20 protein-coding genes are annotated in these 24,531 nt (G+C 42.9%); 5 read left to right on the top strand and 15 right to left on the bottom strand.

Going from position 1 to position 24,531, the window contains the following annotated elements:
- Positions 1-49: 49 nt before the first annotated feature.
- Genes rhaA through ACQKMP_RS14660 form a run of 3 tightly spaced genes read right to left on the bottom strand, consistent with a single transcriptional unit; the run spans position 50 to position 3,990 of the window.
- The gene (gene rhaA / locus ACQKMP_RS14670; protein WP_427469637.1) at positions 50-1,306 is read right to left on the bottom strand and encodes an L-rhamnose isomerase; all 1,257 of its coding nucleotides are present in this window, start codon (positions 1,304-1,306) and stop codon (positions 50-52) included.
- 38 nt (positions 1,307-1,344) lie between these two features.
- A complete protein-coding gene (gene rhaB / locus ACQKMP_RS14665) occupies positions 1,345-2,811 on the bottom strand; it encodes a rhamnulokinase (RefSeq protein WP_427469636.1) in 1,467 nt (488 codons plus the stop codon).
- A gap of 27 nt (positions 2,812-2,838) precedes the next feature.
- Complete coding sequence (locus ACQKMP_RS14660) at positions 2,839-3,990, bottom strand: iron-containing alcohol dehydrogenase (RefSeq protein ID WP_427469635.1); 1,152 nt, start codon at positions 3,988-3,990, stop codon at positions 2,839-2,841.
- 319 nt (positions 3,991-4,309) lie between these two features.
- On the opposite strand from ACQKMP_RS14660, the gene ACQKMP_RS14655 reads away from it, so the two are divergent.
- Positions 4,310-5,065, top strand: coding sequence for a DeoR/GlpR family DNA-binding transcription regulator (locus ACQKMP_RS14655; RefSeq protein WP_076283464.1), 756 nt, complete (start codon positions 4,310-4,312; stop codon positions 5,063-5,065).
- Between the two features lie 85 nt (positions 5,066-5,150).
- Here the strand turns inward: ACQKMP_RS14655 and ACQKMP_RS14650 are convergent, their stop codons facing one another.
- The 3 genes from ACQKMP_RS14650 to zwf form a co-directional block, all read right to left on the bottom strand.
- Complete coding sequence (locus tag ACQKMP_RS14650; RefSeq protein ID WP_427469634.1) at positions 5,151-5,795, bottom strand: class I SAM-dependent methyltransferase; 645 nt, start codon at positions 5,793-5,795, stop codon at positions 5,151-5,153.
- Between the two features lie 166 nt (positions 5,796-5,961).
- On the bottom strand, positions 5,962-6,855 hold the full coding sequence (gnd, locus tag ACQKMP_RS14645; protein WP_042188983.1) for a phosphogluconate dehydrogenase (NAD(+)-dependent, decarboxylating): 894 nt from the start codon (positions 6,853-6,855) through the stop codon (positions 5,962-5,964).
- A gap of 72 nt (positions 6,856-6,927) precedes the next feature.
- Entirely contained in the window at positions 6,928-8,463 is a 1,536-nt protein-coding gene (zwf, locus tag ACQKMP_RS14640; RefSeq protein WP_340970457.1) for a glucose-6-phosphate dehydrogenase, read from the bottom strand.
- A gap of 772 nt (positions 8,464-9,235) precedes the next feature.
- Between zwf and ACQKMP_RS14635 the strand changes: the two genes are divergently transcribed.
- Positions 9,236-10,123, top strand: coding sequence for a fructose bisphosphate aldolase (locus tag ACQKMP_RS14635; RefSeq protein ID WP_427469633.1), 888 nt, complete (start codon positions 9,236-9,238; stop codon positions 10,121-10,123).
- A 144-nt stretch (positions 10,124-10,267) separates the two neighbouring features.
- Here the strand turns inward: ACQKMP_RS14635 and ACQKMP_RS14630 are convergent, their stop codons facing one another.
- Positions 10,268-10,645 (bottom strand): DUF1304 domain-containing protein, encoded by a 378-nt coding sequence (locus ACQKMP_RS14630; RefSeq protein WP_427469632.1) that lies wholly within the window; start codon positions 10,643-10,645, stop codon positions 10,268-10,270.
- Between the two features lie 899 nt (positions 10,646-11,544).
- Here ACQKMP_RS14630 and ACQKMP_RS14625 point away from each other — a divergent pair.
- Positions 11,545-12,402: a helix-turn-helix domain-containing protein gene (locus tag ACQKMP_RS14625; RefSeq protein WP_427469631.1), complete on the top strand. Its 858-nt coding sequence runs from the start codon at positions 11,545-11,547 to the stop codon at positions 12,400-12,402.
- 135 nt (positions 12,403-12,537) lie between these two features.
- On the top strand, positions 12,538-13,644 hold the full coding sequence (locus ACQKMP_RS14620) for a glycoside hydrolase family 88 protein (protein WP_427469630.1): 1,107 nt from the start codon (positions 12,538-12,540) through the stop codon (positions 13,642-13,644).
- A gap of 110 nt (positions 13,645-13,754) precedes the next feature.
- Here ACQKMP_RS14620 and ACQKMP_RS14615 read toward each other — a convergent pair whose 3' ends face one another.
- From ACQKMP_RS14615 to ACQKMP_RS14580, 8 genes are all read right to left on the bottom strand, one after another.
- Positions 13,755-14,816, bottom strand: coding sequence for a glycoside hydrolase family 76 protein (locus ACQKMP_RS14615; RefSeq protein ID WP_427469629.1), 1,062 nt, complete (start codon positions 14,814-14,816; stop codon positions 13,755-13,757).
- A 12-nt stretch (positions 14,817-14,828) separates the two neighbouring features.
- Complete coding sequence (locus tag ACQKMP_RS14610) at positions 14,829-15,884, bottom strand: glycoside hydrolase family 76 protein (RefSeq protein WP_427469628.1); 1,056 nt, start codon at positions 15,882-15,884, stop codon at positions 14,829-14,831.
- Positions 15,885-15,917: 33 nt separating this feature from the next.
- The gene (locus tag ACQKMP_RS14605) at positions 15,918-16,805 is read right to left on the bottom strand and encodes a carbohydrate ABC transporter permease (RefSeq protein WP_427469627.1); all 888 of its coding nucleotides are present in this window, start codon (positions 16,803-16,805) and stop codon (positions 15,918-15,920) included.
- 32 nt (positions 16,806-16,837) lie between these two features.
- Complete coding sequence (locus ACQKMP_RS14600; protein ID WP_427469626.1) at positions 16,838-17,725, bottom strand: carbohydrate ABC transporter permease; 888 nt, start codon at positions 17,723-17,725, stop codon at positions 16,838-16,840.
- 65 nt (positions 17,726-17,790) lie between these two features.
- Complete coding sequence (locus tag ACQKMP_RS14595) at positions 17,791-19,095, bottom strand: ABC transporter substrate-binding protein (RefSeq protein WP_427469625.1); 1,305 nt, start codon at positions 19,093-19,095, stop codon at positions 17,791-17,793.
- A gap of 42 nt (positions 19,096-19,137) precedes the next feature.
- Complete coding sequence (locus ACQKMP_RS14590) at positions 19,138-20,403, bottom strand: glycoside hydrolase family 125 protein (protein ID WP_427469624.1); 1,266 nt, start codon at positions 20,401-20,403, stop codon at positions 19,138-19,140.
- A 234-nt stretch (positions 20,404-20,637) separates the two neighbouring features.
- A complete protein-coding gene (locus ACQKMP_RS14585) occupies positions 20,638-21,822 on the bottom strand; it encodes a GntR family transcriptional regulator (protein ID WP_339241763.1) in 1,185 nt (394 codons plus the stop codon).
- A gap of 218 nt (positions 21,823-22,040) precedes the next feature.
- Entirely contained in the window at positions 22,041-22,463 is a 423-nt protein-coding gene (locus tag ACQKMP_RS14580; protein WP_076298804.1) for a VOC family protein, read from the bottom strand.
- Positions 22,464-22,762: 299 nt separating this feature from the next.
- Here ACQKMP_RS14580 and ACQKMP_RS14575 point away from each other — a divergent pair, with 299 nt between their 5' ends.
- The gene (locus ACQKMP_RS14575) at positions 22,763-24,457 is read left to right on the top strand and encodes a M3 family oligoendopeptidase (protein WP_427469623.1); all 1,695 of its coding nucleotides are present in this window, start codon (positions 22,763-22,765) and stop codon (positions 24,455-24,457) included.
- Positions 24,458-24,531 lie beyond the last annotated feature (74 nt).

Here is a 24,531-nt window from a genome sequence, read left to right as displayed (position 1 = left end):
TGTCAATCTCTCCTTTGTATATCTTGCTCTCCATGTCCACTCTAGCACTCTATCTTGCAGACAGAACTTCCTGTTCATAACGCTTCACTTCAGCCAGCCATTGCTCCCGAACGGGTGTATCTTGCGATGCACAATAATAATCCCACACGGCTCCAAATGGATACGATTTGAATTCTTCCACCAACGCTAATCGTGAAGTGTAATCACCTATCTGCTCGATTCGCTTCAATTCTTCCACCGGTTCGAGCATTGCGCGAAGTAACGCCTTAATGGTATTGCGTGTACCAATCACCCAAGCAGCGATATGATTAATACTGCCATCAAAGAAATCAAGTCCGATATTCGTTCGGGAGAGTAAATCCCCACGTACCAATTCACGGGCGATTTCTAGCAGCTCGTCATCCATAGTTACAACGTGGTCACTGTCCCAACGGACGGGTCTGCTTACATGCAGCAGCAGCTGCTCACTAAACATAAGAATCGAAGATAGCTTATTTGAGATCATCTCAGTAGGATGGAAATGTCCGGCATCCAAACAGATGGCTTTGCCGCGAGTTAAACCATAGCCCATATAGAACTCATGTGAACCAACCACATAACTCTCAGAACCGACTCCGAACAATTTACTTTCTACAGCATCAATATTATAAAGAGGATTTATTTCCACACTAAAAATCTCATCCAGTGACTCCTTTAACCGCACTCTTGGACCTAAACGATCGACTGGTGTATCTTTATATCCGTCTGGTACCCAAAAGTTAGTCACGCACGGTTGACCCAGTTCTTTACCAAAATGCTCGGCAATCGTCCGAGAAGCCTTACAATGCTTAATCCAGAAGTTACGAATCTCATCGTCCGAGTGACTTAGCGTAAAACCGTCTGCAGCTTTAGGATGTGAGAAGCAAGTAGGATTAAAATCAAGACCCAGCCCCTGCTCCTTCGCCCAGTCTACCCAAGATTGGAAATGGCGTGGCTCCAATTCATCTAAATCAACTTTTTCATCTGTATCTGCATAGATCGCATGTAAATTTACTTTATGCTTGCCTGGAATGAGGGATAGTGCCTTTTCTAAATCTTGGCGCAATTGATCTGGCGTGCCAGCTCGACCGGGATAACTTCCTGTTACTGCTATTCCCCCGCTTAGTTCTTTATCTTTAAAAAGAAACCCTTGTACATCATCGCCCTGCCAGCAATGGATGGAAATCTTAATTTGCGCGAGCCGCTCCAGCACTTTCTCCACATCAATCCCATGGGCTGCGTATAATTTTTTGGCTTCATTATAGCTAGTGATAATACTCTGATCCATGCTGTAGTTCCTCCTAAAATCATATAGCGTAAGTTTAATTAGATTTGATGTTGTATTTTGGACAACTGAAGCTCTTTCCAACGAATTAGAATGTCTTCAAGATGGGCGGTCGGGCGCGGTGTATACGCCTTTATCTCAAATGATTCGGCGATAATATCTCTTGCTTCATTAATATCAGTTATGCTTCCCGTGCTAATCATCTGCACCACTATATTACCAAGTGCTGTGGATTCCGTTGGGCCAGCCTTAACTTCTCTGCCTATAACATCAGCAGTCAGTTGGCATAACAGGCTGTTGTTAGCACCTCCACCCACAATTTGCAGAACCTCGATTCGGCTTTCTAATAGTTCTTCTAGTTCTTCCAAGTAAGTAAGGTACGATAATGCTAAACTGTCAAAAATACAGCGAGCCAACTGACCTGGCGTCTCAGGAACAGTCTGCCCGCTCTCTGCGCAGGCATTACGAATCTCTTCTATCATATTTGAAGGATTGAGAAATCTCGGGTCATTACAAGAGATCAGGCTTCGGAAACCTTCCTCTCCCTCTGCAAGCTCGGCTAGCTCCGCAAAGCTATATCGTTCGTTCATCAACCTGCGAACCTCTTGGATGAGCCATAGGCCCATAATATTTTTGAGGAATCTGTAGGTTCCGTATGCGCCCCACTCATTGGTATAGTTGGCCTCCATGGCTTTCATAGAATTAAGAGGCTGAGTTCGTTCCACACCGAGTAAAGACCATGTTCCGCTGCTAATATACGCTGAGTTCTTTTGGAGAGGAGCACCCAGCACTGCAGAAGCTGTATCATGTGTGGCTACACAGATCAGTTGGCAATCCGGAAGATCATATTCCTGAATTAGTGCTTCATCGAGGGGGCCAATAATTACTCCAGGTTCAGTCAATATAGCGAATTGATCTCTTTTAATATTCAGAAAATCCAACAGGTCATCGTCGAAATCTCGACTCTTTAGATTCAATAACTGAGTTGAAGATGCGTTAGTAACCTCATTGATCTTGCGACCCGTTAATCTGTAATACAGATAATCAGGCACGAGTAAGATTTGATCCGCTTGGGCTATTTCTTCTTCACTGTGAACATAAAGCTGATACAACGTATTAAAAGATAACTGTTGAATACCAGTCTTTTCATATATGGTTTGAGGTGAAATGTGCTTTGCTACCTTATCCATAGCCAGATCGGTTCTACGATCACGATAAGCGTAAACTTCCTGGATACGATGCCCTTCCGCATCCACGAGTACATAATCTACAGCCCATGTATCTATACCCAGCGTACACGCTGTAATTCCTTGAGCCTTGGCTTTCTGAAGCCCTATAATGATCTGATCGAATAAATAATCTATGTCCCAAAAACAAGAACCCTCTTGTGCTATAAAACGATTGCTAAACCGATGAAGCTCCTCTAAGGTGAGGACGCCCTCTTGCAGTATTCCGCGTACTAACCGCCCACTAGAGGCACCAATATCAACGGCGATATGATTATTCATAAAGAATCTCCTAAAGTAAGGGATGAGTTATAGTATTTTTTTGAATAGAGTAATAACTTCTTCCTTCGTTGGAATAAAAGGGTTACCCGGTGCACAAGCGTCCTTCATGGAGTTCTCTGCTAAAAGATCAAGATCGACCTCATCTACTCCAAGCTCGGATAGTTTAGATGGAATACCTACTTCTTTAGACAACGCCTTGATCGACTCAATTACGAAGTCCGCGCATTCCTTATCAGTTTGACTCTCAACGTTTAACCCCATCGCTTTAGCAATAGCCCTGAATTTCTCAGGCACATATTTGGCATTCTCTTCTTCCACATATGGGAGTAGCATTGCGTTACATACGCCATGTGGCAGATCATATACACCGCCAAGCTGATGCGCCATCGCGTGCACATAACCAAGCCCTGCATTATTGAAGGCAAGTCCGCCTAGGAAAATCGCATACACCATTTGCTCACGAGCCTCAATATCATGGCCATTCTTCACGGTACGGGCCAAGTTAGCGAAAATAATCTCCACTGCGGCTAGTGCCGTAGCGTCAGTTACCGGATATGCTCCTGGCGTTACTAGTGCCTCAATTGCATGCGTCAAAGCGTCCATTCCTGTTGCTGCCGTAAGTGCAGCGGGTTTATCTACCATAAGCTCTGGATCGTTAACTGAGATTGTAGCAATACTGTTCTTATCCACCATTACCATCTTCACTTTGCGTTCTTCGTCTGTGATTACATAGTTAATAGTGACTTCGGCTGAAGTCCCTGCGGTGGTATTCACAGCAACGATCGGCAGCGATTTATGTTTCGACTTGTGTACGCCCTCATAGTCTTTGATGTGACCGCCATTTGTGGCAAGGATACCAATAGCTTTGGCAGTATCCTGAGGCGACCCACCGCCGATGGAAATCAGAGAATCACAATTCTGCGCTTTGAGATAATCTACGCCATCGTGGACATTTTTACAGGTCGGATTGGGCTTCACTTCATCATAAATGGCATATTCAATTCCCGCATCGTCCAATACCGCCAACAATTTACCAGCAATACCGCTCTTCATAAGAAATTTGTCTGTAACTACAAGTGCCTTCTTCAAATTAAGTTCTTGAATGTAAGGACCAATCTCCTGTAAGCATCCCTTGCCCATAATATTGATCGATGGAACATAATACACATGCGTGCTCATTGCTTGACCAGCCTCCTAATGAGTTCAATAATCGTTGTATTCCGTCTGCTGCGCCTCAGGCTGGCCTCTGAATAGCAGCTGGGCCGGCCTTGCATCACACTAACTCGATTAATCTCTAAGGCAATTTTTTCCTTCTTCATCGTATGCCCCTAAATCTTCATTGTCAACATTTTAAATATTATTTATGTTGTTTTTGTTTGTTTTATATCTGTTTTGTGAATATTATTGGAAAGTACAGATGTTTTTAAGTTGTTTTTATTGCAAAACACAGATATTAAGCGCTATGATTGTAAAATATAGCTTTGGAAAGGTGATTCCTATGCTTGCCGCCGAAAGACGCAAAAAAATAATAGATCTCGTCCATCAAGATAAACGCGTTCTAGTCTCCGATCTAAGTAAAATGTTTGAGGTCACTGAAGAGACGATACGCAGAGATTTGGAGAAGCTAGAGAAGGATGGCATCCTTAGTCGTACCTATGGCGGTGCTATGCTGAATCGTCATACGAATGAGGATCTGCCTTTTGTTACACGTAATGCCTTGAATACAGATATTAAACGGGGAATCGCCCTGAAGGCGCTCGATTTAATCAATGATGGAGATACATTAATGGTAGATCCAAGCTCTACAGCCTTTGAGTTTCTAAAATTGCTCGGCAACAAAAACAATCTAACCATCATCACAAACTCCATTAATATTTTGCATGAGTTCTCGAATTCAGGGATGGATATCATCTCTACTGGCGGTTCACTTCGTTACCGATCGTTGTCGCTGGTGGGACCGGTAGCCCATGACACCATTCAAAGATACAATGTGGATACAGCGGTAATCAGTTGCAAAGGAATGGATATGGAACGAGGCATCACAGATTCCAACGAACCAGAGTGTGAGCTCAAGAAGTACATGCTACGACAAGCCAATAAGGTCATACTCCTGGCGGATCACACCAAATTCGATAAAACTGCTTTTACAAAGCTGGTTGAGCTTGCCCATATTGATTTCTTGATTACTGACCGTAAGCCTTCTGAAGCTTGGCTAAAACGTCTGAACGAGGACAATATTGAGGTTCTCTATTAACAGAGGTAATAACATACTGAGCCTAATTTAAAAAATGCCGTTCCCCAGTGAGTATGGGTGACGGCATTTGTTGAATTTTTCATCCTTATCTTTCCGTAGAAACCTGAGAAATTGATATTACATCTATGGAAGAATGAATATGATCTGATTGCTTTACTTGTGTAGAAGCCTTCTTCCTACAAATATAAACAAGCGCTGGCGGGAAATTTAACAGCACCCATTTAACACTCACAATATCAAAATGCTGCATTAATTCCTTCTTCATTTGAGGAAAATATTCAAAAGTGATGAACCAGCCGCCCTCTTTTAAAGAAGATATGATTTGCTCAATGTAAAGCATCCGATCTGAGACTGAGAAATTCCTAAAAGACAAACTGCTTACAATGCAATCTAACTTCTCCAACCTTCTATTATGAAGCGCAAGTCGTAGCCGCAGGCAATCGTTAAAAAAAATACGGTCAGGGAATTTAAGTCTTAGTTGATAACGAAAATCAGGATCCTTCTCAAACAGGAGCACATTCATCCCGGTCTCTTCACCGCTTGGAATAAAGCTTGTGATGGCTCCAGTACCCGCACCCAGTTCAGCTATATTATGAATTTGTTGCCACGGAATGATGTCGAGCATCGTTTTTGCCAGCCAGCGCGAACTGGGAGTCACGCTTCCTAATTGTCGGGGCGCATGCAGAAATTTATACAGAAAATGAAGTCTTTCTCGAATTCCGCTTCGCATGTCAACTCCCCCTTATTGTAATTTCCCCATCTAACTCTAAAATATGTTAAAAAGATTAAAGTCGTACTCGATCTATTCTCTCCATTTATTAATTTTTGCAAAACAAAAGCCCAAATTTCACCGCAGAATGAATTGCGAGGAAATTCGGGCTAATGATTAACATTATTTACTTCGTTTCAACGGCATGTCCACCAAATTCATTACGAAGTGCAGCCACTACTTTACCAGTGAAGGTATCGGTCTCTAGTGAACGGTAGCGCATTAATAACGCCATCGCGATCACTGGTGTTGCAGCTTGCAGATCAAATGCAGTTTCGAGCGTCCATCTGCCTTCTCCGGAGGAGTGCATAATCCCTTTGATCTCATCCAATTTAGCATCTTTCGAGAACGCACGTTCAACCAGTTCCATCAGCCAAGAACGGATGACAGAACCATGATTCCACACCCGGGCGACTTCCTCAAAGTTATAATCAAACTCACTCTTTTCCAGCACCTCAAAGCCTTCACCGATGGCAGCCATCATGCCGTATTCGATACCGTTATGAACCATTTTTAGAAAATGGCCACTACCAGCTTTGCCGGCATATAAAAAGCCGCTTTCCACAGCCGTATCACGGAAGATGGGCTCCACAACCTCCCAAGCTTCAGGATCTCCACCAACCATGTAACAAGCGCCGTTACGCGCTCCTTCCATCCCACCGGACGTACCTGCGTCCATGAAGCTGATTCCATGTTCCTTCAATTGCTCATATCTGCGAATCGATTCCTTATAGTGCGAATTCCCCGCTTCAATGACGATATCTCCTTTTGATAACAAAGGTGTGATCTCAGCAATGACAGAGTCCACAACCTGATGTGGAACCATAATCCAAATGATTCTAGGCGTTTCCAATTGTTGTACCAACTCAGGGAGCGTTACTGCTCCACTGGCACCTTTAGCTTTCATTTCCTCTACAGCAGGTGCATTCAAATCAAATGCAACAACCTCATGTCCATGATCCAGCAAATTCTGGCCCAAATTGAAGCCCATTTTTCCTAATCCAACTAATCCTACTTTCATGTAATTCCCCTCCGATATATAGATTCTTATGATGTAATTTCTCCAAAATTGGTAAAAAAAACAGGCAGGGGCTTACGCCCCTGGCCGTATAGATTCCTGCGTTGCTGCAACTTCTGCCTGAGCAGAGAGAACTTCTGACTCCTGATCTGCCTCATCGAACCACCAGCGATCTTCACCCAATAGCTCCATAGCCGCATCTGGACCATATGAACCAGAAGCATAAGTGTGAAGTGGCATAAGCCCCTCTTCCATCGCTTCCTGAATAGGTGTAACCCACTGCCAAGACAGTTCTACTTCTCTCCAGTGAGCGAAGAAGGTAGCATCTCCACGAAGTGCATCGAAGATTAGATTCTCGTAGGCTTCCGGAACATCTGAGGTACCCGCTTCATAAGTAGCGCGGACAGGCTCAAGCTTTCCTTTTTGCAGCTGATCTTTCGTGTTAAGTTGTAGCGTTATGGCTTCATTCGGTCCAATCTCGATAATCAGTAAATTCGGTACGTCATTTCCTTTGTTCAAGTTATTACTATCATTAAACGGTTCTTTAAACTCAATAACAATACGTGTGGACTTCTCCTTCATTCTCTTACCTGTACGAACATAGAAAGGTACATCATTCCAGAGCGGATCATCTATAAATAAACGCGCTGCGATAAACGTCTCATTTTGCGAGGATTGGTTAATTCCCGGCTCATTTAAATAACCTGCAACAGGGTTACCTTTGATTTCACCTTCTGTATATTGTCCACGGACAACATGTTTATTAACCTCATCTTTGCTAATTGGAATAAGATGCTCCATGACGTATATTTTCTTCCCACGGATTTCTTCAGGTGTACTGCCTTTAGGAAGCTGCATTGCCATCATCATCATCAACTGCAGCATATGGTTCTGGAACATATCACGAAGTGCGCCAGCTTTATCATAATAGCCTGCCCGCTCTTCAACGCCGACAGTCTCACTCGCCGTAATTTGAACATTCGCGATATATCTATTTTTCCACAGCGCTCTTAGCACTGGATTAGAATACTTCAGAACTTCTAAATTTTGCACCATCGGTTTACCTAGGAAGTGGTCAATCCGGAAGATTTCTTCTTCAGTAAATACGGCATTCAAGCTATCATTCAGCTCTCTTGCTGATTTCAAATCTGTGCCAAAAGGCTTCTCAATAATCAGACGCTTCCAGCCTTTCGTGGAGCCCAGACCGCTTGAGTGAATATTAGCTGCGATTTCCTTGAAGAACTCAGGACCCACAGACAAATAGAACATCCGATTCTCTGGAATATTGAAAAATTGCTCGCGACGTTTAACATGCTCCAGCAGCTTGGAGTAATCTTCGGTATTCCCTACGTCTAGTACGCTATATTCAAAAGCCTCCAAGAACACCTGCAATTGCGGTGAGTCAACGGCTGGTTGTCTAGAAAAAGTCTGTAAGGATTGCAGTACTTGCTTACGGAAGGCTTCGTTCGAAACTTCTCTTCTTCCTAATCCAATCACAGAAAGAGGACCTGAAATTTGACCATCTAAAAAGAGGTTATATAGTGCAGGATAGATTTTACGTTTTGCCAAATCTCCTGTAGCGCCGAATAGCACAAATGTTGATGATTCCACTTTCATTCCTCCTGTTGTTATACATTATTTATATACTTACTTTTAATTACTAACATACTCAGTAGAATCAATCATACGACTGATATTTTCATACGTCAACCTCATTTCGACATTTACGAAAAGTTATTATTTTCACAAAGATATGAATTGGTAATTATGATTAATGTCACAAAGAAAATAGTATTGGATCATTCGCATTAAATTACTCGGATATTCACGTTGATTGAAGAAAAATCTCAATCCCAGTGCGGCTTTAGCCAATTTCGATCCACCCCCTCCGATTAGAAAATCATCACACCAGCCACTTTGTAACAAGAATAAAATTTCCAGTCGCCACCTTTACTCGTGCTCCCTCGTATCTTCAAACTAACTTTAAGTAATTGATCATTTTGAAATGGACGACGTCCATAAAATATTACAAATCGATCTTGCTTTTAATCTCAACTTAGATTTTTAAGCATAAAAAAGGTCATCTTCGAGGAAGATTATCAGAGTACGCTTCGGAGAGATGATAAGAGCTATTACAGTCCGATTTCTCTCAAAAATGCGCCAACTAAACAAATAGCTACAATGCAGTCCTTTACGTCAACTCGCGCTGATCTCCTTGGTTGATTCGGACTAAGAAGTCCTTAATTCTTTGGTTGCTACCAACTCATGTTGGACGGTTACCTCCTTGTTCACCCTGCCTCTTGTTTAAGGCCAGTATTTTAAGTGTTATAATTAAAGAACGCATGAATTTCCATTCAGTTTACGAAAGGAAGGAGATTTTTTCATGAATATGAAGCAATGGGATCGAATTCGGACGGGACAGGGATTTATAGCTGCCTTGGACCAAAGTGGTGGAAGTACACCTAAAGCGCTGCTGCAATATGGCATTAAAGAGGACAGCTACTCCAATGAAGATCAAATGTATGCAATGGTTCACGAGATGCGAACGCGCATTATCAAAAGCCCTGCATTTGATTCGAAGAATATACTGGGTGCAATCTTATTTGAGAACACAATGGACCGTCTCATCGACGGAAAATATACTGCTGATTATCTGTGGGAGGAAAAAGGCATTGTCCCATTTCTGAAAATCGATAAAGGACTTGCCGAGCCAGAAAACGGGGTACAGCTCATGAAGCCAATTCTCGGCTTAAGTGATCTTCTGAAGCGGGCCAACGAACGGAATATCTTTGGAACGAAAATGCGCTCGGTGATTAAAGAAGCCAATCCTTCCGGCATCAAAAAAGTAGTTGAACAGCAGTTTGAAGTCGGCAAGCAAATTTTAGAAGCGGGACTGGTTCCGATTATCGAGCCTGAGGTTGATATCCATTCTGCTGATAAAACAGCGTCGGAAAAGCTGTTAAAAGAAGAACTTTCAGCTCAATTGTCTAAGCTGGACCAAGACGTAAAGGTCATGCTTAAGCTCTCCATACCCACGGAGAATAACTACTACCGCGAGTTAATGGACGATCCTCACGTTTTAAGAATTGTCGCTTTGTCCGGCGGTTACACTCAAGCTGAGGCCAACGATAAGCTCGCCCATAATCAAGGATTAATCGCCAGCTTCTCACGTGCTTTATCGCAAGGATTAAGTTCTGGGCAGTCAGACGAAGAGTTTAACGCGCTCCTCTCCAAATCTGTCGAAGCGATTTATGCTGCCTCTATTCAATAAGTAGCTCTTCCCCTCGTGAAGAAGTAAGACATAAAAAGGGCTGTTTCCCTGACAGGTACTTACCTGCCGGGAAACAGCCTTTTTTTATTTTGGATTAACTTTTTTTAAGGTTATTGCTCGCAAACAGTTAGTTGCCGCTTCTGCTTAAGTCACAGGAAAACAAGTCGAAACTACTAGTATTAAAGCGATGAAAGCTGGAAGGCCTTGCATAAACAAAATAGATTTTTTCACCGTCAGTGCACCATAAATCGCCGCCACTATAACAGCGCAGAGGAAAAAGATTACAATTTGGTGGCCGAAATTCACATTTGGATGAACCAGTCCCCAAATTAAACCAGCAACTAAAAATCCATTATACAACCCTTGATTCGCTGCTAGAGTTTTAGAAGCATCCGCAACTTCCTGCGTCATTCCAAAAACTCGAAGCCCTTTGGGCTTTGACCAAGCGAACATTTCCAAATAGACAATATAAATATGTATTAACGCAACAAGACCGACCATGATATTACCTGCTATGATCATTTGATTAACTCCCCTTAATTTAAATTGTGTACAATTTAATTGTATCACACATTAATTGAAAGTTGTACATTCCATCATCATTTTCATATTAAAGCCACTCAAATCCCCTTCTTAGTAATCAACAAAAGAATGCGGAAATCAAGCTACTGATTTATGAAGTTTTAAAGTCCTATTCGTCTGGTCAACTAATAGAATCTTAACTATAATTAAATGTACGAGACGAAGAACGTCCCGATTCATTCCTTTTTGAATGGATCGGGACGTTCTTTTGTTGAATTCGAAGTGCTCGATTGGCGGGGTCAATCCTATTTCTGTGACTTTGCATACATCACTCGGTATGTGAAGCTAGTCATCGAAATCAAAGGTTTTGGTCCACATGTCAGTTAGTCTGGAGAGTGTGGCGGAACGGGAAATCATCCGACTTGCCTATACGCTTGCTCGCCCATTACGCCCAATTGATGTAGAGATTCATTTAAATATCAATCATCTGTTGTAAAGTATGAACTCCAGCCCAACGCGATGAACCGCTTGTAGAAATCCTGCAATTTTACATCTTTTAAGTCCTTTATTCATCCACGGAGGAGTTTTCCTGCATAAATACAGTTTTTCACTAATTTTAAAATAACCAAGGTTAATTTAGAGTCATATTCGTGTATATTTGCAGCAATATCCTTAACCAACACCTAATGAACTGATAAAAACTGCACTTTTGCAGTTTTCAAGTCGAGTTCAGCTTTAAGATTTTGAATTCTGGATTCTGGGCTTCTGTTTATGTAATCTAACATGGCGGCCTGTCTCCCGATAGAATCACTCATTTCATTTTTATTGTATCGCTTTCATAACCCTTAAAGTTATAATGGAATAAAAAAATGTTTGTATTTTGTCATCTTGGAGGGCCTATGAAGCAGCTATTCGAACCCGTTGTTTTTGAAGAACATAAGACCTTAGTTTGGGATTACAAAATATATACAGACGACTATTACAAAGGTTATTATCACTGGCATCAATGCTGTGAAATCATGTTCGTGCATGGCGGTCAGGGAAATGTTGTTGTCAATCAGCAGATGTACGATATCCGCAGGGGGATGTTATTCTTTTTCCAGCCCTATCAGCTGCACCGGATCTATTCTGAGGTCTCTCCCACTTGTCCTTTTGAAAGATCCATCTTCTATATTGATCCACATGTTGCGGAGAACCTGCTTGTGGGCTTTTCGAAAAGAAAAGCTTTATTCACAACACTTTGGCGAGGTGAAAACACGCATTGCGCCATTGATCTTGAAGATCGTGTTGAGATTGTGGAGTGGACTCTGGAGCAATATGATCTCAATAAAAAAAGCAATCCAAGCGAAAATACCGAAGACATTTCGATGTTAATCCTTCAATTATTGAGCAGTATCAAGACAGGAGATCAGCAGATATTCCAATCAGGAGAACGACGGACCTTGCGCTATTCTGAAAAAATCATGAGCTTTATCGAAGAGCATTATCATGAGGAGGTTAATCTGGATCAGCTGGCTGAGGAAATTCATTTGTCCAAATCCTATATCTCTAGAATCTTTCATCAAGAGACCGGCGGACGGCTCGTGGATTATTTAACAGCCCGGAGAATCAAACAAGCTTGCCGCTTGTTAGGAACAACAGACCTGCCTATCGAGCAAATAGGAATCATTGTCGGTTTCCCGAATGCCTCCTATTTCAATCAATTATTCAAAAGAGCCCTCGGAACAACGCCATTAAAATATAGAAAGAATAATTAACACCAACATTTTCACCATCCTCCAACCCTACATCATGACAATATTCAAACATTTCATTGTAGCAAAACAAAACTTTTCAGCCGCTAGGAAAGCTATACTCATAATATCTTAACCACCACACTGGAGGCAGTAATTATGACATCATCCTATTGGCAAGAGCTTATGTGCAGACTCGACACAAAAGTAGAACAGATGGTAGAGCAGATTGGTGACAAATGCCCACATTTTGCAGGGAAAGATGGAAAATTTGATGATATTGGTTCAGACTGGTGGACCACTGGCTTCTGGCCTGGGCTACTCTGGATCATGCATGATATGACTGGAAAAGACTTATACAAGGAAGCCGCTTGGCATTGGGACGGAACCTTGGAGGAATGGTTTATCAAACCAACGGTTGAGATGCATCACGATGTAGGATTTCAATTCCTTCCGACAGCTGTAATCAAACATACGATTACGGGTGACGAAGATGCCCTGCGTAGGGGGATTGAAGCGGCGAATTTCCTCGCTGCCCGCTATAATCCTGTAGGCAAATTCATCCGCGCATGGAATGAAGATAAATATGGCTGGGTAATTATCGACTGCATGTTGAATATCTCTCTACTGTTCTGGGCCAGCAAAGTAACTGGTGATCCACGGTATAAGCATATTGCTATTAGCCATGCAGAGACGACGATGCAATATGGTATTCGCGAGGATGGATCAACCAAACATATTCTATCTTTCGATGCGGAGACCGGGGCATATATTGAGAATTTTGGCGGTCAAGGTTATTCGGCTGAATCCTCATGGAGCCGTGGAACGGCTTGGGGGCTGTACGGCTTTATCAATACTTATCGCCACAGTGGAGATGAACGGTTCTTGAACACCGCTAAGGGGATTGCCCATTATTTCATCTCGGCTTTACCTGAGGATCAAGTTCCTTATTGGGATTTCCGTCTAGCGGATGACGAACGGATGTTCAAAGATAGCTCTGCGGCATCTATCGCCGCTTCAGGTTTGTTAGAGCTTGCAGCGATCCTACCTGCAGGCGAAAAAAGTCTCTACGCTAATGCAGCGGAGCGAATCCTCCGCTCATTGACCGAAAATTACGCGACTTGGGAGCAGCCAGAGCATGAAGCGATTTTATTGCATGGAACGGGCAGCGGCACTTCCTTTATCGATGTATCGCTAATCTATGGAGACTACTATTATATTGAAGCTGTCGCTAAATTGAATGGTTGGAAACATAGGATTTTCTAACAGATAACCGATTAATTTAAAATAACAAAAAAGAAGCCTCTCTTTTTTAAATGGAAGGTCAATGCACCATTTAAAAAGAGAAGCTTCTTTATACGCCATACGCCTTTAAGTTACTTCTCCATGAGTACAGCGGCCCCTTCCAGCAACATCAAGCCACTGAGTTGAATGCTCAGTTGAACCGGAAGCTCCGGTTTCAATTCCCACGATGGACCACAAAGACCCAGCTGTTTATCCAAACCTTTTTCCCATAACTGCTGAGCATTGGCCATGATTACCTCACGAATCCTGCTAGCCTCAGGAACCTCTCCACAAAGTTGCACCAGATAACGAATCAGAATCCCTTTGAATAATCCAGTATCATCGATGCCTTCATCAGGCAACATCATATTCATCGGATCGCATAGACGATCAATACATGTATTAGCAGTTCGATTCGCATCTTCTAAGTAATGGACATCCCCCGTATTCTTATACAGCTCTAAGCCCGCACCTAGAAACACACCCTGACAATAAGTAAATTCCCAATCGAAATCGGTCTGGCCATCCCCGAGTCTGTTCATTCCATCCCACACAAAACCAGTCGCAGGATCCACTAAATATGTTTTGTTCCATTCATAGATACGGAGTGCCCACTCCAGATCCTCCTGCTTTTGAAAAAGTTCATATAACCTAGCTGCTAGAATGACGGCTGGTGCATTGGCAGGGGTGTTTTTATAATCGAGCTGATCCTTCTTCCAGGCCAAACCGCCTCCAAAATGTTCATTCCAAGCTGATTTTATATCCTCCCATAGATCTAGCACAGCGTCTAAGTAGGCTTCATATCCAGTTGCCCGATAAGCTCGTAGCAGCGCCAATGCCGTCCATTCCATATCATCATAGTAATTATGCCTGAAAGTCCCACCGTTATAAGCTTGGAGATGTTCACTCAATTCCTTGATTCTCAGTGAATATACAGGATCTCCGCTACGCTCGTAGCCATCCACTAGAATATCAATGACATGAGCCTGCCACCAGTAATAAAAATTCTCACCTGCAACGTTATACTCTCTGGGATACCATTGATTCATGATCCCCGTCTCCACATTATAATAATTACGTTCTAGACATTGTTGGAACCACTCCGACCTTTCCTGCCAGTTAAGCGCTTCTAGAGCTTCTTTTGCTTGTGTCATTAAAAGTTCACCTCAAATCTGATCCTTAGTTAATTCAGCCATCTTCTCCAATAACTTCATTGCACTAAGTTGGGAGCTGAGCTGAATTACACCAGTAGATGACAAAGTCCAATCCGTGCCAAACAAAGCTGCGTCCTCTGACTTTCCTTGCTCCCAGAGAGATTCAGCATTCCTACGCAGAAAATCGACAGCTTCAACAGCTGCGGCATCAGCTTTGACCCATTCTGCCGTATACCGAATCAGGATTCCTTTGAACAATCCAGCATCTCCATTTCCTTCGTCTGGAAGTACACCGCCCTTAGCCTCAGCAAGCTCATGAGCAGCAGCGGAAAAAGTTAATCGGGCATCCTCCAAATAGGATGGGTCCTTAGTGATACGATAGAGTTCTACAGCTGCGCCAATATAGATGCCTTGGTTATAGGAGTATCTCCAATCCTTATCGATCTGGCCATTGCCCGTGCGATTCATGCCATCCCATACAAAACCCGTCGTCGGGTCTACCAGATGCTTTTTTTGCCATCTATAAATTTTTAGCGCCCATTCTAGATTCTCAGCTTCACCGAAGGCTTGATACAAACGAGCCGCCAGTATAGCTGCCGGTGCATTAGCAGGTGTATTTTTATAATCCAACTGTGACTTCTGCCAAGCGATCCCACCACCCATATGCTCGTTCCAGCCTGTCTGAATGTCTTCCCATAAAAGAAGGGCTGTATCTTTATAAACTTCCTCTCCTGTTGCTTGATAGGCACGGAGCCACGCGAGAGCCATCCATTCCATATCATCATACAACTCGTTGGGCCACACTCCCCCATTTCGTCGCAAAAGACCTTCATGAAGCGCGGAAAGCCGTTCGGCATACCATTTCTCTCTAGTTCGCTGTAATCCATCTACCAATACATCCACAGCATGAGCCATCCACCAATAATGAAAAATGGTATTACATTCTCCGTTTGGACAAGGTGTTTCTATATTGTACATTTTGATCGCGTCATTCCAGTATAATGAATCCAGCGCGGCTTGTGCTTGATTCGCCCGTTCCTCCCAAATCCCGATCTCCAATTGGTTCATATAAACTCTCTCCCTGATTCGATTTTTATAGAATTAACCTTTTATGCCACTGAATGCAATCCCCTGCACAAAATAACGCTGAAGTGCCAGAAAGAGCACCAATATCGGCAGAATCGCAACAAGCGCACCAGCCATCATTGGACCGTAATCTGTTTGGAAATTATAGGTGAAGGCTTGAAGTCCCATCTGGATCGTTGCTTTATCCGGGTCATTCAGTACAATCATGGGCCATAGGAAGCTGTTCCAGCCCGCTTGAAAAGTAAAGATGCTTAAAGTCGCCAGCGCTGGTTTGGTCAGCGGCAAATAAATACGCCAAAATATCTTAAACTCTCCACAGCCTTCGATGCGGGCCATTTCCAACATGTCACTAGGCAGGGTAAGAAAGAATTGCCGCATAAAGAACACAGCAAAAGTTCCAGAAGCTCCTGGAAGAATAATCCCCCAGAAGGAGTTCATCAACCCGTTCCCCCCACTGCCAAAAATATCGTTACCACCGAAAAATGGAATATGACGCATGACATAAACTGTAGGGATCATCGTCACTATGCCCGGTATCATCATGGCCGCTAGCAGCACGCGGAATATTGGCTTATTGAGCTTAAAATTCAACTTTGCGAATGCGTAGCCACTGATCGAACCAAAAAACAGATTCGCCAGTACCCCCGCTACAGCAAGCACAAGTGAATTCCAGAAAAAGAGGGCAAATGGAACCGTTGTAAACGCCTTACGATAGTGCTCTAAGGTCAAATGTGAAGGAAACCACCGAATGGGCATGGCGAATATCTCTTCGTCAGGCTTCAAAGATGTAAGAACACTCCAATAGAAAGGTAGAAACATTACGATTGCAATAACAATGCACACTATATAATAAATAGATTTACTTAAGCGTCTTTTTAATAACGAACTTCCACTAGTATCCATACCTCTATCCCCTTTCTGCATGACAAGCCCGCTTATACAATGGACTCCTCCGCCTTTGTGATCCGCATGTTTATAAGTGAGAATATGAGAATCGCCACAGCAAGCACAAAAGCTTGTGCAGACGCATACCCCATTTGCAATTGATTAAAGCCCTGTTGATAGATCAGATAAACCGGAGTTTTCGTCATATTCGCTGGACCACCCTGCGTCAGCACAAAAGCTTGGTCGAACAACTGTAACGCACCAATGATTGCCATCGTGCTGACTAGAAAGGTCGTAGGACGTAGTTGCGGCCAAGTAATATACCGGAAACAATCCAGTTTATTGGCACCGTCCAGCCTTGCGGATTCATACAAATAGTCAGGCACACCTTGCAGACCCGCCAAGTAGATAATCATATTAGAACCTACCGACTGCCAGAGGGTAAGCATAATAATGGACAACATCGCCGTTCGGGTCTCTGATAACCAAGCTGGACCTGTAATCCCAACATAGGACAACAATCCGTTAACCAAACCAAATTCAGGATGCAAAAGCCAGATCCAAACGGTAGCAGCAGCAACGGCGGATGTAAGAGTTGGCAGATAATTCAGAGTGCGGAACAGCTTCACCCCACGCCAGCTTCGACTAAGTAGAATCGCGAGGAGCAGCGAAATCAGGATATTTAGCGGAACGAAAATGATCGAATAAAAAAATACATTTCGGAATGTTTTCCATAACAAACTATCTTCTATCAAACGGCGATAGTTATCAAAACCGATCCAATCATTTCTACTAAGTACATCGTAATTGGTAAAGCTTAAATACATCGCCATTACCACAGGGATGACCGTGAATACTGTAAACAACAATATCGTGGGTGTAATAAACAGATAAGCCGTCCGCGCCTGATGTTTCTCTAGCTTTCTGATGGAAGCCATTTCAGCTCCCCCCTCCTAAGCAAAAGGGAGGCAAGACCTCCCCCTTACTTCAAATGTCTTACTTATTACTTCACTACCTCATTATCCTTTAGCATTATGTCGCCTTCTTCTTGTGATTTCTTTAAGGTTTCGTCAATACTCAGCTTGTTCTGCTGGTTTAGCTGCAAATTGGGTGCCAACGCGTCGGTTTCCATCACGGAATAACCAGGGTGGTTTGGACGAACCTTAGCGAACTCCAGTGTTTCTAGAAACGGCTGCCACTTGGGATCATCTTTGAAGAATGGATCTTCCATAGACGGCTTATAGCCAGGCAGATTCAGACTGGTCTTGGCCCAGAGCAATGCGTTATCCTTGTTTGCTGTCCACCATTTAATGAACTCCCACGCCTCTTCCTTATGTTTGGAGCCTTCTGGGATCACCAGACCAAATCCGCCCATAACACTGCCTTTATCCCCGTTTGGTCCAGCTGGAGGGGGAACGATTCCATAATCTAGATCTTTACCATATTTGTTATAAGTGCTGAGCATCCACGGACCGGAATACAACATAGCAACCTTGCCTGTGACAAAAGCATCTTGCCCTTCCCCAAGTCCAAGCTCAAACCCTACTTTATACACCTTATCTTTGTTCATCAGGCGATCCCAGAACTCTAGCACCTGTTTGCCTTTATCATTATTAAAATTGGTCTTTCCATCCTCCGTAAGCATGGTACCGCCAGCCTGTTGAAGATACATATTAAAAAGCCCCAAATCCCCCATTGAAAAACCTGAAATTTCCAATTTATTGCCGTTCCATTTGGTGAGCTTCGCAGCAGCCGTCTCTAGCTCATCCCATGTTGTTGGAGGCTGAAGTCCTGCATCTGCGAGCAGCTTCTTATTATAGAAAAGAGCGCGGGCATCTACGGTAAGCGGCAGCCCATATAATTTGTCATCGTATGAAAGCTCACGAAGGGATTCGCTGTAGAAGTCATCTTTGGAAATACCGTCCCGTGTTAAGTATTCGTCAACCGGATGCAGGACGTTTTTTGGAGCATACAATGAAGTTCTCCAGCGATCCCAAAACAGCACATCAGGAGTGCCGCCATTGGTTGCGGAAGTCAGGAACTTCGTGATCATATCCTGCTGCAGCACATACTTTACATGAATCTTATCCTGAGATTTATTAAAGGCATCGACCATGGTCTCAAATTGTTTCTGTCCCTCACCGCCCCAATCCCCCCAGAAGGTAAGCTCCGTCTTTTTTCCATCACTGCTCCCTGATTTACTTGCAGTTCCGGACTCTTTACCGGTGGACCCATTACTGCCACCGCAGCCCGTAGCAAGTGAAGCTGTCATAACCAAAGCAAGTGTGGTAACCAGCCATTTTTTCATGTTCTCTATCCCCTTTAGAGTCGATTGAAAAACTTGTAGACATTAACCCCGCTTAACTTGTAACCCGCAGCGCATAAGCACCAGCTCGCAGAACATCATATTTGCCCATGAGAACCATGGACGTGTAAATTCGTCAGGATTATCCACATGAAACCCTTCATGCATAAATCCGGTGCCCGCATCCGTCTTCTCCAGCAGATTAAGCAAGGATTCCTGTTCCTCATCGCTGGTATATGTCATTCCCTGAATCGCTAAAGCTATAGGCCAGATATAACGACTAGGCGTATGTGGACTTCCAATACCAGAAGCCTCCTTTCCTGCGAAGAAATAAGGATTATTGCTACTTAAAATAAACTTTCGGGTATTTTGGTAGATAGGATCCTCGGCACTCACATAACCCAAATAAGGGATAGAGAGCAGACTTGGCACATTTGCATCATCCATCAAATTCACCTGTCCACGGCCATCTACTTCATATGCATAGACTGACCCAAACTCTGGGTGGTCTACGATTCCATACTGGCGTATTCCCTCATTAATCTGTTCAGAAAGTTTTCTAGCTTTCAATTCCAGTTCCTGATCCCTTAGGATCTCTCGGGCAATTTCACACACATACTCTAAAACAACCACAGCGAACATATTGGCAGGAACCAAATACCCGTATTCACAGGCATCATCGCTAGGACGAAATCCGGACCAAGTCATTCCTGTATATGCTGTCAACGTTCCTTTGCCTTCACGCGCTAATGTATCCGTAGGCGGACAGTTCATCCGTTGAAAAAGATAATTGGAATCGCTCTCATGTTTCTGTTCAGTAGTCCATAATGCAATAATTCTTTCTACACCCTTAACAAATGAATCATTAAACTGACTAGTTCGGCCCGAATTCTTCCAGAGCAGATAACCCAGTTGGATCGGATAGCATAATGAATCAATCTCATATTTTCTTTCCCATACTCCTGGGCTCATCTCTGTAAGATCCTCCTGATGGCCATTCCCATTTTCTTCTTCATTGAACGCGTTCGCATAAGAGTCAAGCTGAATACATGCGAATTGTCTTAGTACAAGTCCCTCAATCATGTCCGCAATTTCTTCATCCTCGGAGGCAAGGATCAGAAAGGGTCTAACCTGAGCGGCCGAGTCCCGCAGCCACATCGCTGGAATATCTCCGGTAATGACAAAAGTGGTGCCATTCGCCATTCTTTTTAAGGTTGTATTCCAGGTGTTATCCATACATTTCTCGAACATTTCGGCTAATTTTGGACGATCACTCAGCTGCGCTTTTACATTAGATGCCAGTTTCTTCATCGACTCAGGGATTTCTCTGGTTGCTTTCAGTTATAATACCCCCTTTTTATTTCTCCTTTGAAGCGCTTTCACAAATTAGTATATTGTCATGTAATTAGTATGTCAATATGTTTATTTATTGATAATGATATATCAATACTTCTATAATGATAAACATCTATCTAAAACAAACAAAAAAACCCATCCAAAAAGATAGGTTTTTATAACAACTAATTTATGGATAATCGCATAAAATTAATTAGAATTAGATGGTTTAGCAGGTCCCGTAGATTCACCAGAAATCAACTCAGCTTCCAGCATTATCTTATTCGATACAGTCTGGCCATTCATAATTTGCAGTACATTCTCAACTGCCAGTCGCCCCATTTCTTCTTCATTCTGCCGCAAATGAGTGAACGCATAACCCGAGCCGAGTGGAGTTGGTGGACTATCAAAGCAAATGATTGAAACATCCTCTGGAATCCGCAGCCCAAGACGTTCAACCGCAGTTCTAGCCAGCAGGGCAATATTATATTCCACGGCAAAAAGCGCCGTTATTGTTGGATTCTCTTGTAAATGAGAAACTAGCCGTGAGATATCGTGTTCAATATTCTCATCATTAAAGGAATTTGGTAATGTTGAGGTTAAATCACTAACCCACAACCCCTTATCTACAGCTATCCCCCGCTCCGCATGTGCTTGTATAAATCCCTCCACCCGCTCCTCAAGAGCCGTCGTATCCGCTGGAGGTGGAGAGAGGAAAGAGATATGAGTATGCCCAAGATCAAATAAGTACTCTGTCCCTTTAAGTGCAGCCTTTATGTTATCCGTGCCGATCGAAGCAGCCGCTACTCCTTTCAGATGGCGATCTACCAGAACTAAAGGGAAACGGCCGATCACCAATTTTAGAATCTCAGCATTAAAAAATTCGCCTTGAGCCGGAAAAACAATCAGACCATCTACACCCAAGCTAAGCAACTTCTGAATAGACTGTTCTTCGTTCTCTGGTACGCCAAATGTTCTTCGTAGAACGAGGAAGCAATCATTATCACGGGAAGCCTGTTCCATCCCATAAATCAAGCCTGTTCCATAACTGTTGCCAAAGTCGGTAATAATCAGACCAATTGTCTTTTCCTCATGGTTAAAGGAATTAAAAACCGTCCCGTCGGAGGTCGTCTCAGGAGACATAACTGAATCTATGTAGTCAACTGCCGGATCAGCCACAAACGAACCTCTTCCCGGTTTTCTCACAATTAAATGCTCGGCCGCTAGCATTTCCAGAGCTTTTTTACTCGTAATCCGACTTACATTATAGGTTTCGGCCAGTTCTTTTTCTGAAGGAACTCGCTCCCCTTGTCCATAGGATTTATTTACAATAAGCTGCTTCACTTCATCAAATATTTTTTCATACATCGGTTTGGATGACGTTGTCTCATTCATAACTTTCGTTATCTCCTGACTCTAATTTTTTAATCTTTATACATAATAATATATCATGATATATTAAGTTTGTCGACATTTGTACTGAAGCAGTTAAAAAAAGAGGGAGGAAGGGTTCAGAGTGTAAAGCGAAAAAATTCGTATAGAAACAGAGATAAACCGTATTCTGAGAATACGGTTTAAGAGAGGCTAAGTAACAAAGCTCTGAATAGACTCCTTTAATTCTCGAGCTCCCATTCCGGATTCCATGCGACTTCCCACAAATGCCCATCGGGGTCCATAAAGTGACCGGAATACCCTCCCCAAAAGGTATCATGTAAAGGATCAACGATCTTCGCACCAGCCTTTTGAGCTAGCTCCATAACCTGATCTGCTTCCTTTTTACTTCCTACATTGTGGCCAATCGTTATTTCTGTTGAACTGGCTGGGGATAATGGAACCTTTGCCTCATAGGCCATATCTTTCCGATTCCAAAGTGCCAGCTTCAAGCCTGCCTGCAAATCAAAAAAGGCAACCGCTCCATGTTCAAATTCTTTGCCAATGATCCCTTCGGTCGGGAATCCTAATCCATCCCTGTAAAAAACCAAAGCTCTCTCCAAATCATCCACGCCTAGTGTTATTACTGTAATTCGGGGTTTCATCTATATCGAGCCTCCTATTTTCGTTTCGTTAAATTGTACGAGTGCGCCCATTAATTGTGTTCAGTACTTCTTCCCAATACATCTTCATCTGCTCTCGCATAACTGGATGGACCATTTTTTCTTGATAAGATCTACTATATTCATAGATAATATCAAACCATATTTCGCTTAACAAGTTTTTACACTTTTGTACATTTGTTCTTTTTTCGACCATAAAAAGCTTACACAGGTCTATCGTAAATGGCTGTTCAGATTATATAATAGAGACTATCTGGTATAGAAAGGAAGTTGATTTTTTTATGAAATTTGATAATTACCGCTATGAGCGACCGGATGTAGAGAAATTCAAGCAAGACTTTAACGCCCTGCTGAAAGATCTCAACGACACATCACCACTAGAGGTACAAAAAGCTTCCGTCACTGCCATTAACAAGCTTCGCAATGAGTTTGACACGATGCAGACATTGGTTAGCGTTCGTCATTCTATCAACACGACAGATGAATTTTACAAAGCCGAACAAGAATTCATGGACGAAATCGGGCCTGTCGTTCAGGAATACATAACTGACTACTACAAAGCACTCGTACATTCCAAATATAGAGCCGAGTTTGAAAAAGAATGGGGTGCGCAGTTACTCCAGCTTGCTGAAGTATCGCTGCGGACGTTTAGTCCGGAAATCATTGAAGATTTACAATTGGAGAACAAACTATCAACTGAATACTCCCAGCTTATCGCATCTGCCAAGATTCTTTTTGAAGGTGAAGAGCGTACACTGCCTCAACTCGCACCTTTCGAATTGTCTACAGACCGTGATATGCGTAAAAGCGCTTCTGAAGCTCGGTTTGGTTTTATGTCCGAACACGAGGCTGAATTTGACCGCATCTATGACGAGCTCGTCAAGGTCCGTGACCGCATAGCTAAAAAGCTTGGGTACAGCAACTTTGTTCAGCTAGGTTATGACCGTATGATGCGTACCGACTATAATGCTGAAATGGTTGCTAATTTCCGCAAACAAGTTCTTGAATATATCGTACCTGTCTCCCAGCAGTTAAAGAAACGTCAGACTGAACGACTGGGTCTAGATGAATTGAAATATTACGACGAGAACTTTAGCTTTAAGACCGGGAACGCTACCCCTAAAGGGGATCCAGACTGGATTGTAGCTAACGGTAAGAAGATGTACAAAGAGCTCTCCCCTGAAACGGATGAATTTTTCAGCTTCATGCTGGACAATAATCTGGTGGATTTAGTAAGCAAAAAAGGAAAACAAGGCGGCGGATATTGCACCTATTTCAGCCAATACCAAGCCCCTTTTATTTTCTCAAATTTCAACGGAACCTCTGGGGATATTGATGTCTTAACTCACGAAGTGGGTCATGCGTTCCAGGTTTATGAAAGCCGCAATATTAATGTGCCAGAATATGCTTTTCCAACCTATGAAGCATGTGAGATTCATTCCATGAGTATGGAATTTTTCGCTTGGCCTTGGATGAATTTGTTCTTTGAAGAAGATGCAGATAAATACCGCTTTAATCACTTATCTGATAGCCTTCAGTTTATTCCTTACGGAGTATCTGTCGATGAATTCCAACATTTTGTTTATAGCAACCCTGAAGCAACTCCTGCTGAACGCAAGCAAGCTTGGAGAGACATCGAGAAGAAATACTTACCACATCGTAATTATGAAGGTAACACTTATCTGGAACAAGGGGGCTTCTGGCATAAACAAGGCCACATCTTTGCCTCACCGTTCTACTACATTGACTACACACTAGCACAGCTATGTGCCTTCCAATTCTGGAAACGTTCGAACGAAGATTTCAAATCTGCTTGGAGCGATTATTTGGAGCTATGCCAAGCTGGTGGAAGCAAGTCCTTTATTAAACTGGTTGAACTAGCGGGTCTGACTTCACCATTTGAAGATGGCTGCATTAGCTCCGTTATTGGGGATATTGAAGGTTGGCTGAACAGCATTAATGATAAAGAGCTTTAATCCATTCTCTGGTAAGCTCAACACAAAAAAAAGCAATCCTTGCCTTATGGCTTGGATTGCTTTTTAAAATTGAA

The organism is Paenibacillus sp. NPDC101420 (assembly GCF_050277435.1).
In the GTDB taxonomy this organism is placed as follows: domain Bacteria; phylum Bacillota; class Bacilli; order Paenibacillales; family Paenibacillaceae; genus Paenibacillus_AQ.
Note: the sequence above shows the minus strand (reverse complement) of the source record. Positions and strands in the feature narration are given on the sequence as shown.

Bases quoted from the DNA above. Each gene is read 5' to 3' on its own strand.
- ACQKMP_RS14650 (WP_427469634.1), bottom strand. From the start codon at position 5,795: ATGCGAAGCGGAATTCGAGAAAGACTTCATTTTCTGTATAAATTTCTG.
- ACQKMP_RS14660 (WP_427469635.1), bottom strand. From the start codon at position 3,990: ATGAGCACGCATGTGTATTATGTTCCATCGATCAATATTATGGGCAAG.
- gnd (WP_042188983.1), bottom strand. From the start codon at position 6,855: ATGAAAGTAGGATTAGTTGGATTAGGAAAAATGGGCTTCAATTTGGGC.
- ACQKMP_RS14595 (WP_427469625.1), bottom strand. From the start codon at position 19,095: ATGAAAAAATGGCTGGTTACCACACTTGCTTTGGTTATGACAGCTTCA.
- ACQKMP_RS14655 (WP_076283464.1), top strand. From the start codon at position 4,310: ATGCTTGCCGCCGAAAGACGCAAAAAAATAATAGATCTCGTCCATCAA.
- ACQKMP_RS14635 (WP_427469633.1), top strand. From the start codon at position 9,236: ATGAATATGAAGCAATGGGATCGAATTCGGACGGGACAGGGATTTATA.
- ACQKMP_RS14615 (WP_427469629.1), bottom strand. From the start codon at position 14,816: ATGACACAAGCAAAAGAAGCTCTAGAAGCGCTTAACTGGCAGGAAAGG.
- ACQKMP_RS14605 (WP_427469627.1), bottom strand. From the start codon at position 16,805: ATGGATACTAGTGGAAGTTCGTTATTAAAAAGACGCTTAAGTAAATCT.
- ACQKMP_RS14585 (WP_339241763.1), bottom strand. From the start codon at position 21,822: ATGAATGAGACAACGTCATCCAAACCGATGTATGAAAAAATATTTGAT.
- ACQKMP_RS14580 (WP_076298804.1), bottom strand. From the start codon at position 22,463: ATGAAACCCCGAATTACAGTAATAACACTAGGCGTGGATGATTTGGAG.
- ACQKMP_RS14620 (WP_427469630.1), top strand. From the start codon at position 12,538: ATGACATCATCCTATTGGCAAGAGCTTATGTGCAGACTCGACACAAAA.
- ACQKMP_RS14630 (WP_427469632.1), bottom strand. From the start codon at position 10,645: ATGATCATAGCAGGTAATATCATGGTCGGTCTTGTTGCGTTAATACAT.
- rhaB (WP_427469636.1), bottom strand. From the start codon at position 2,811: ATGAATAATCATATCGCCGTTGATATTGGTGCCTCTAGTGGGCGGTTA.
- ACQKMP_RS14625 (WP_427469631.1), top strand. From the start codon at position 11,545: ATGAAGCAGCTATTCGAACCCGTTGTTTTTGAAGAACATAAGACCTTA.
- ACQKMP_RS14590 (WP_427469624.1), bottom strand. From the start codon at position 20,403: ATGAAGAAACTGGCATCTAATGTAAAAGCGCAGCTGAGTGATCGTCCA.
- ACQKMP_RS14600 (WP_427469626.1), bottom strand. From the start codon at position 17,725: ATGGCTTCCATCAGAAAGCTAGAGAAACATCAGGCGCGGACGGCTTAT.
- rhaA (WP_427469637.1), bottom strand. From the start codon at position 1,306: ATGGATCAGAGTATTATCACTAGCTATAATGAAGCCAAAAAATTATAC.
- ACQKMP_RS14610 (WP_427469628.1), bottom strand. From the start codon at position 15,884: ATGAACCAATTGGAGATCGGGATTTGGGAGGAACGGGCGAATCAAGCA.
- ACQKMP_RS14575 (WP_427469623.1), top strand. From the start codon at position 22,763: ATGAAATTTGATAATTACCGCTATGAGCGACCGGATGTAGAGAAATTC.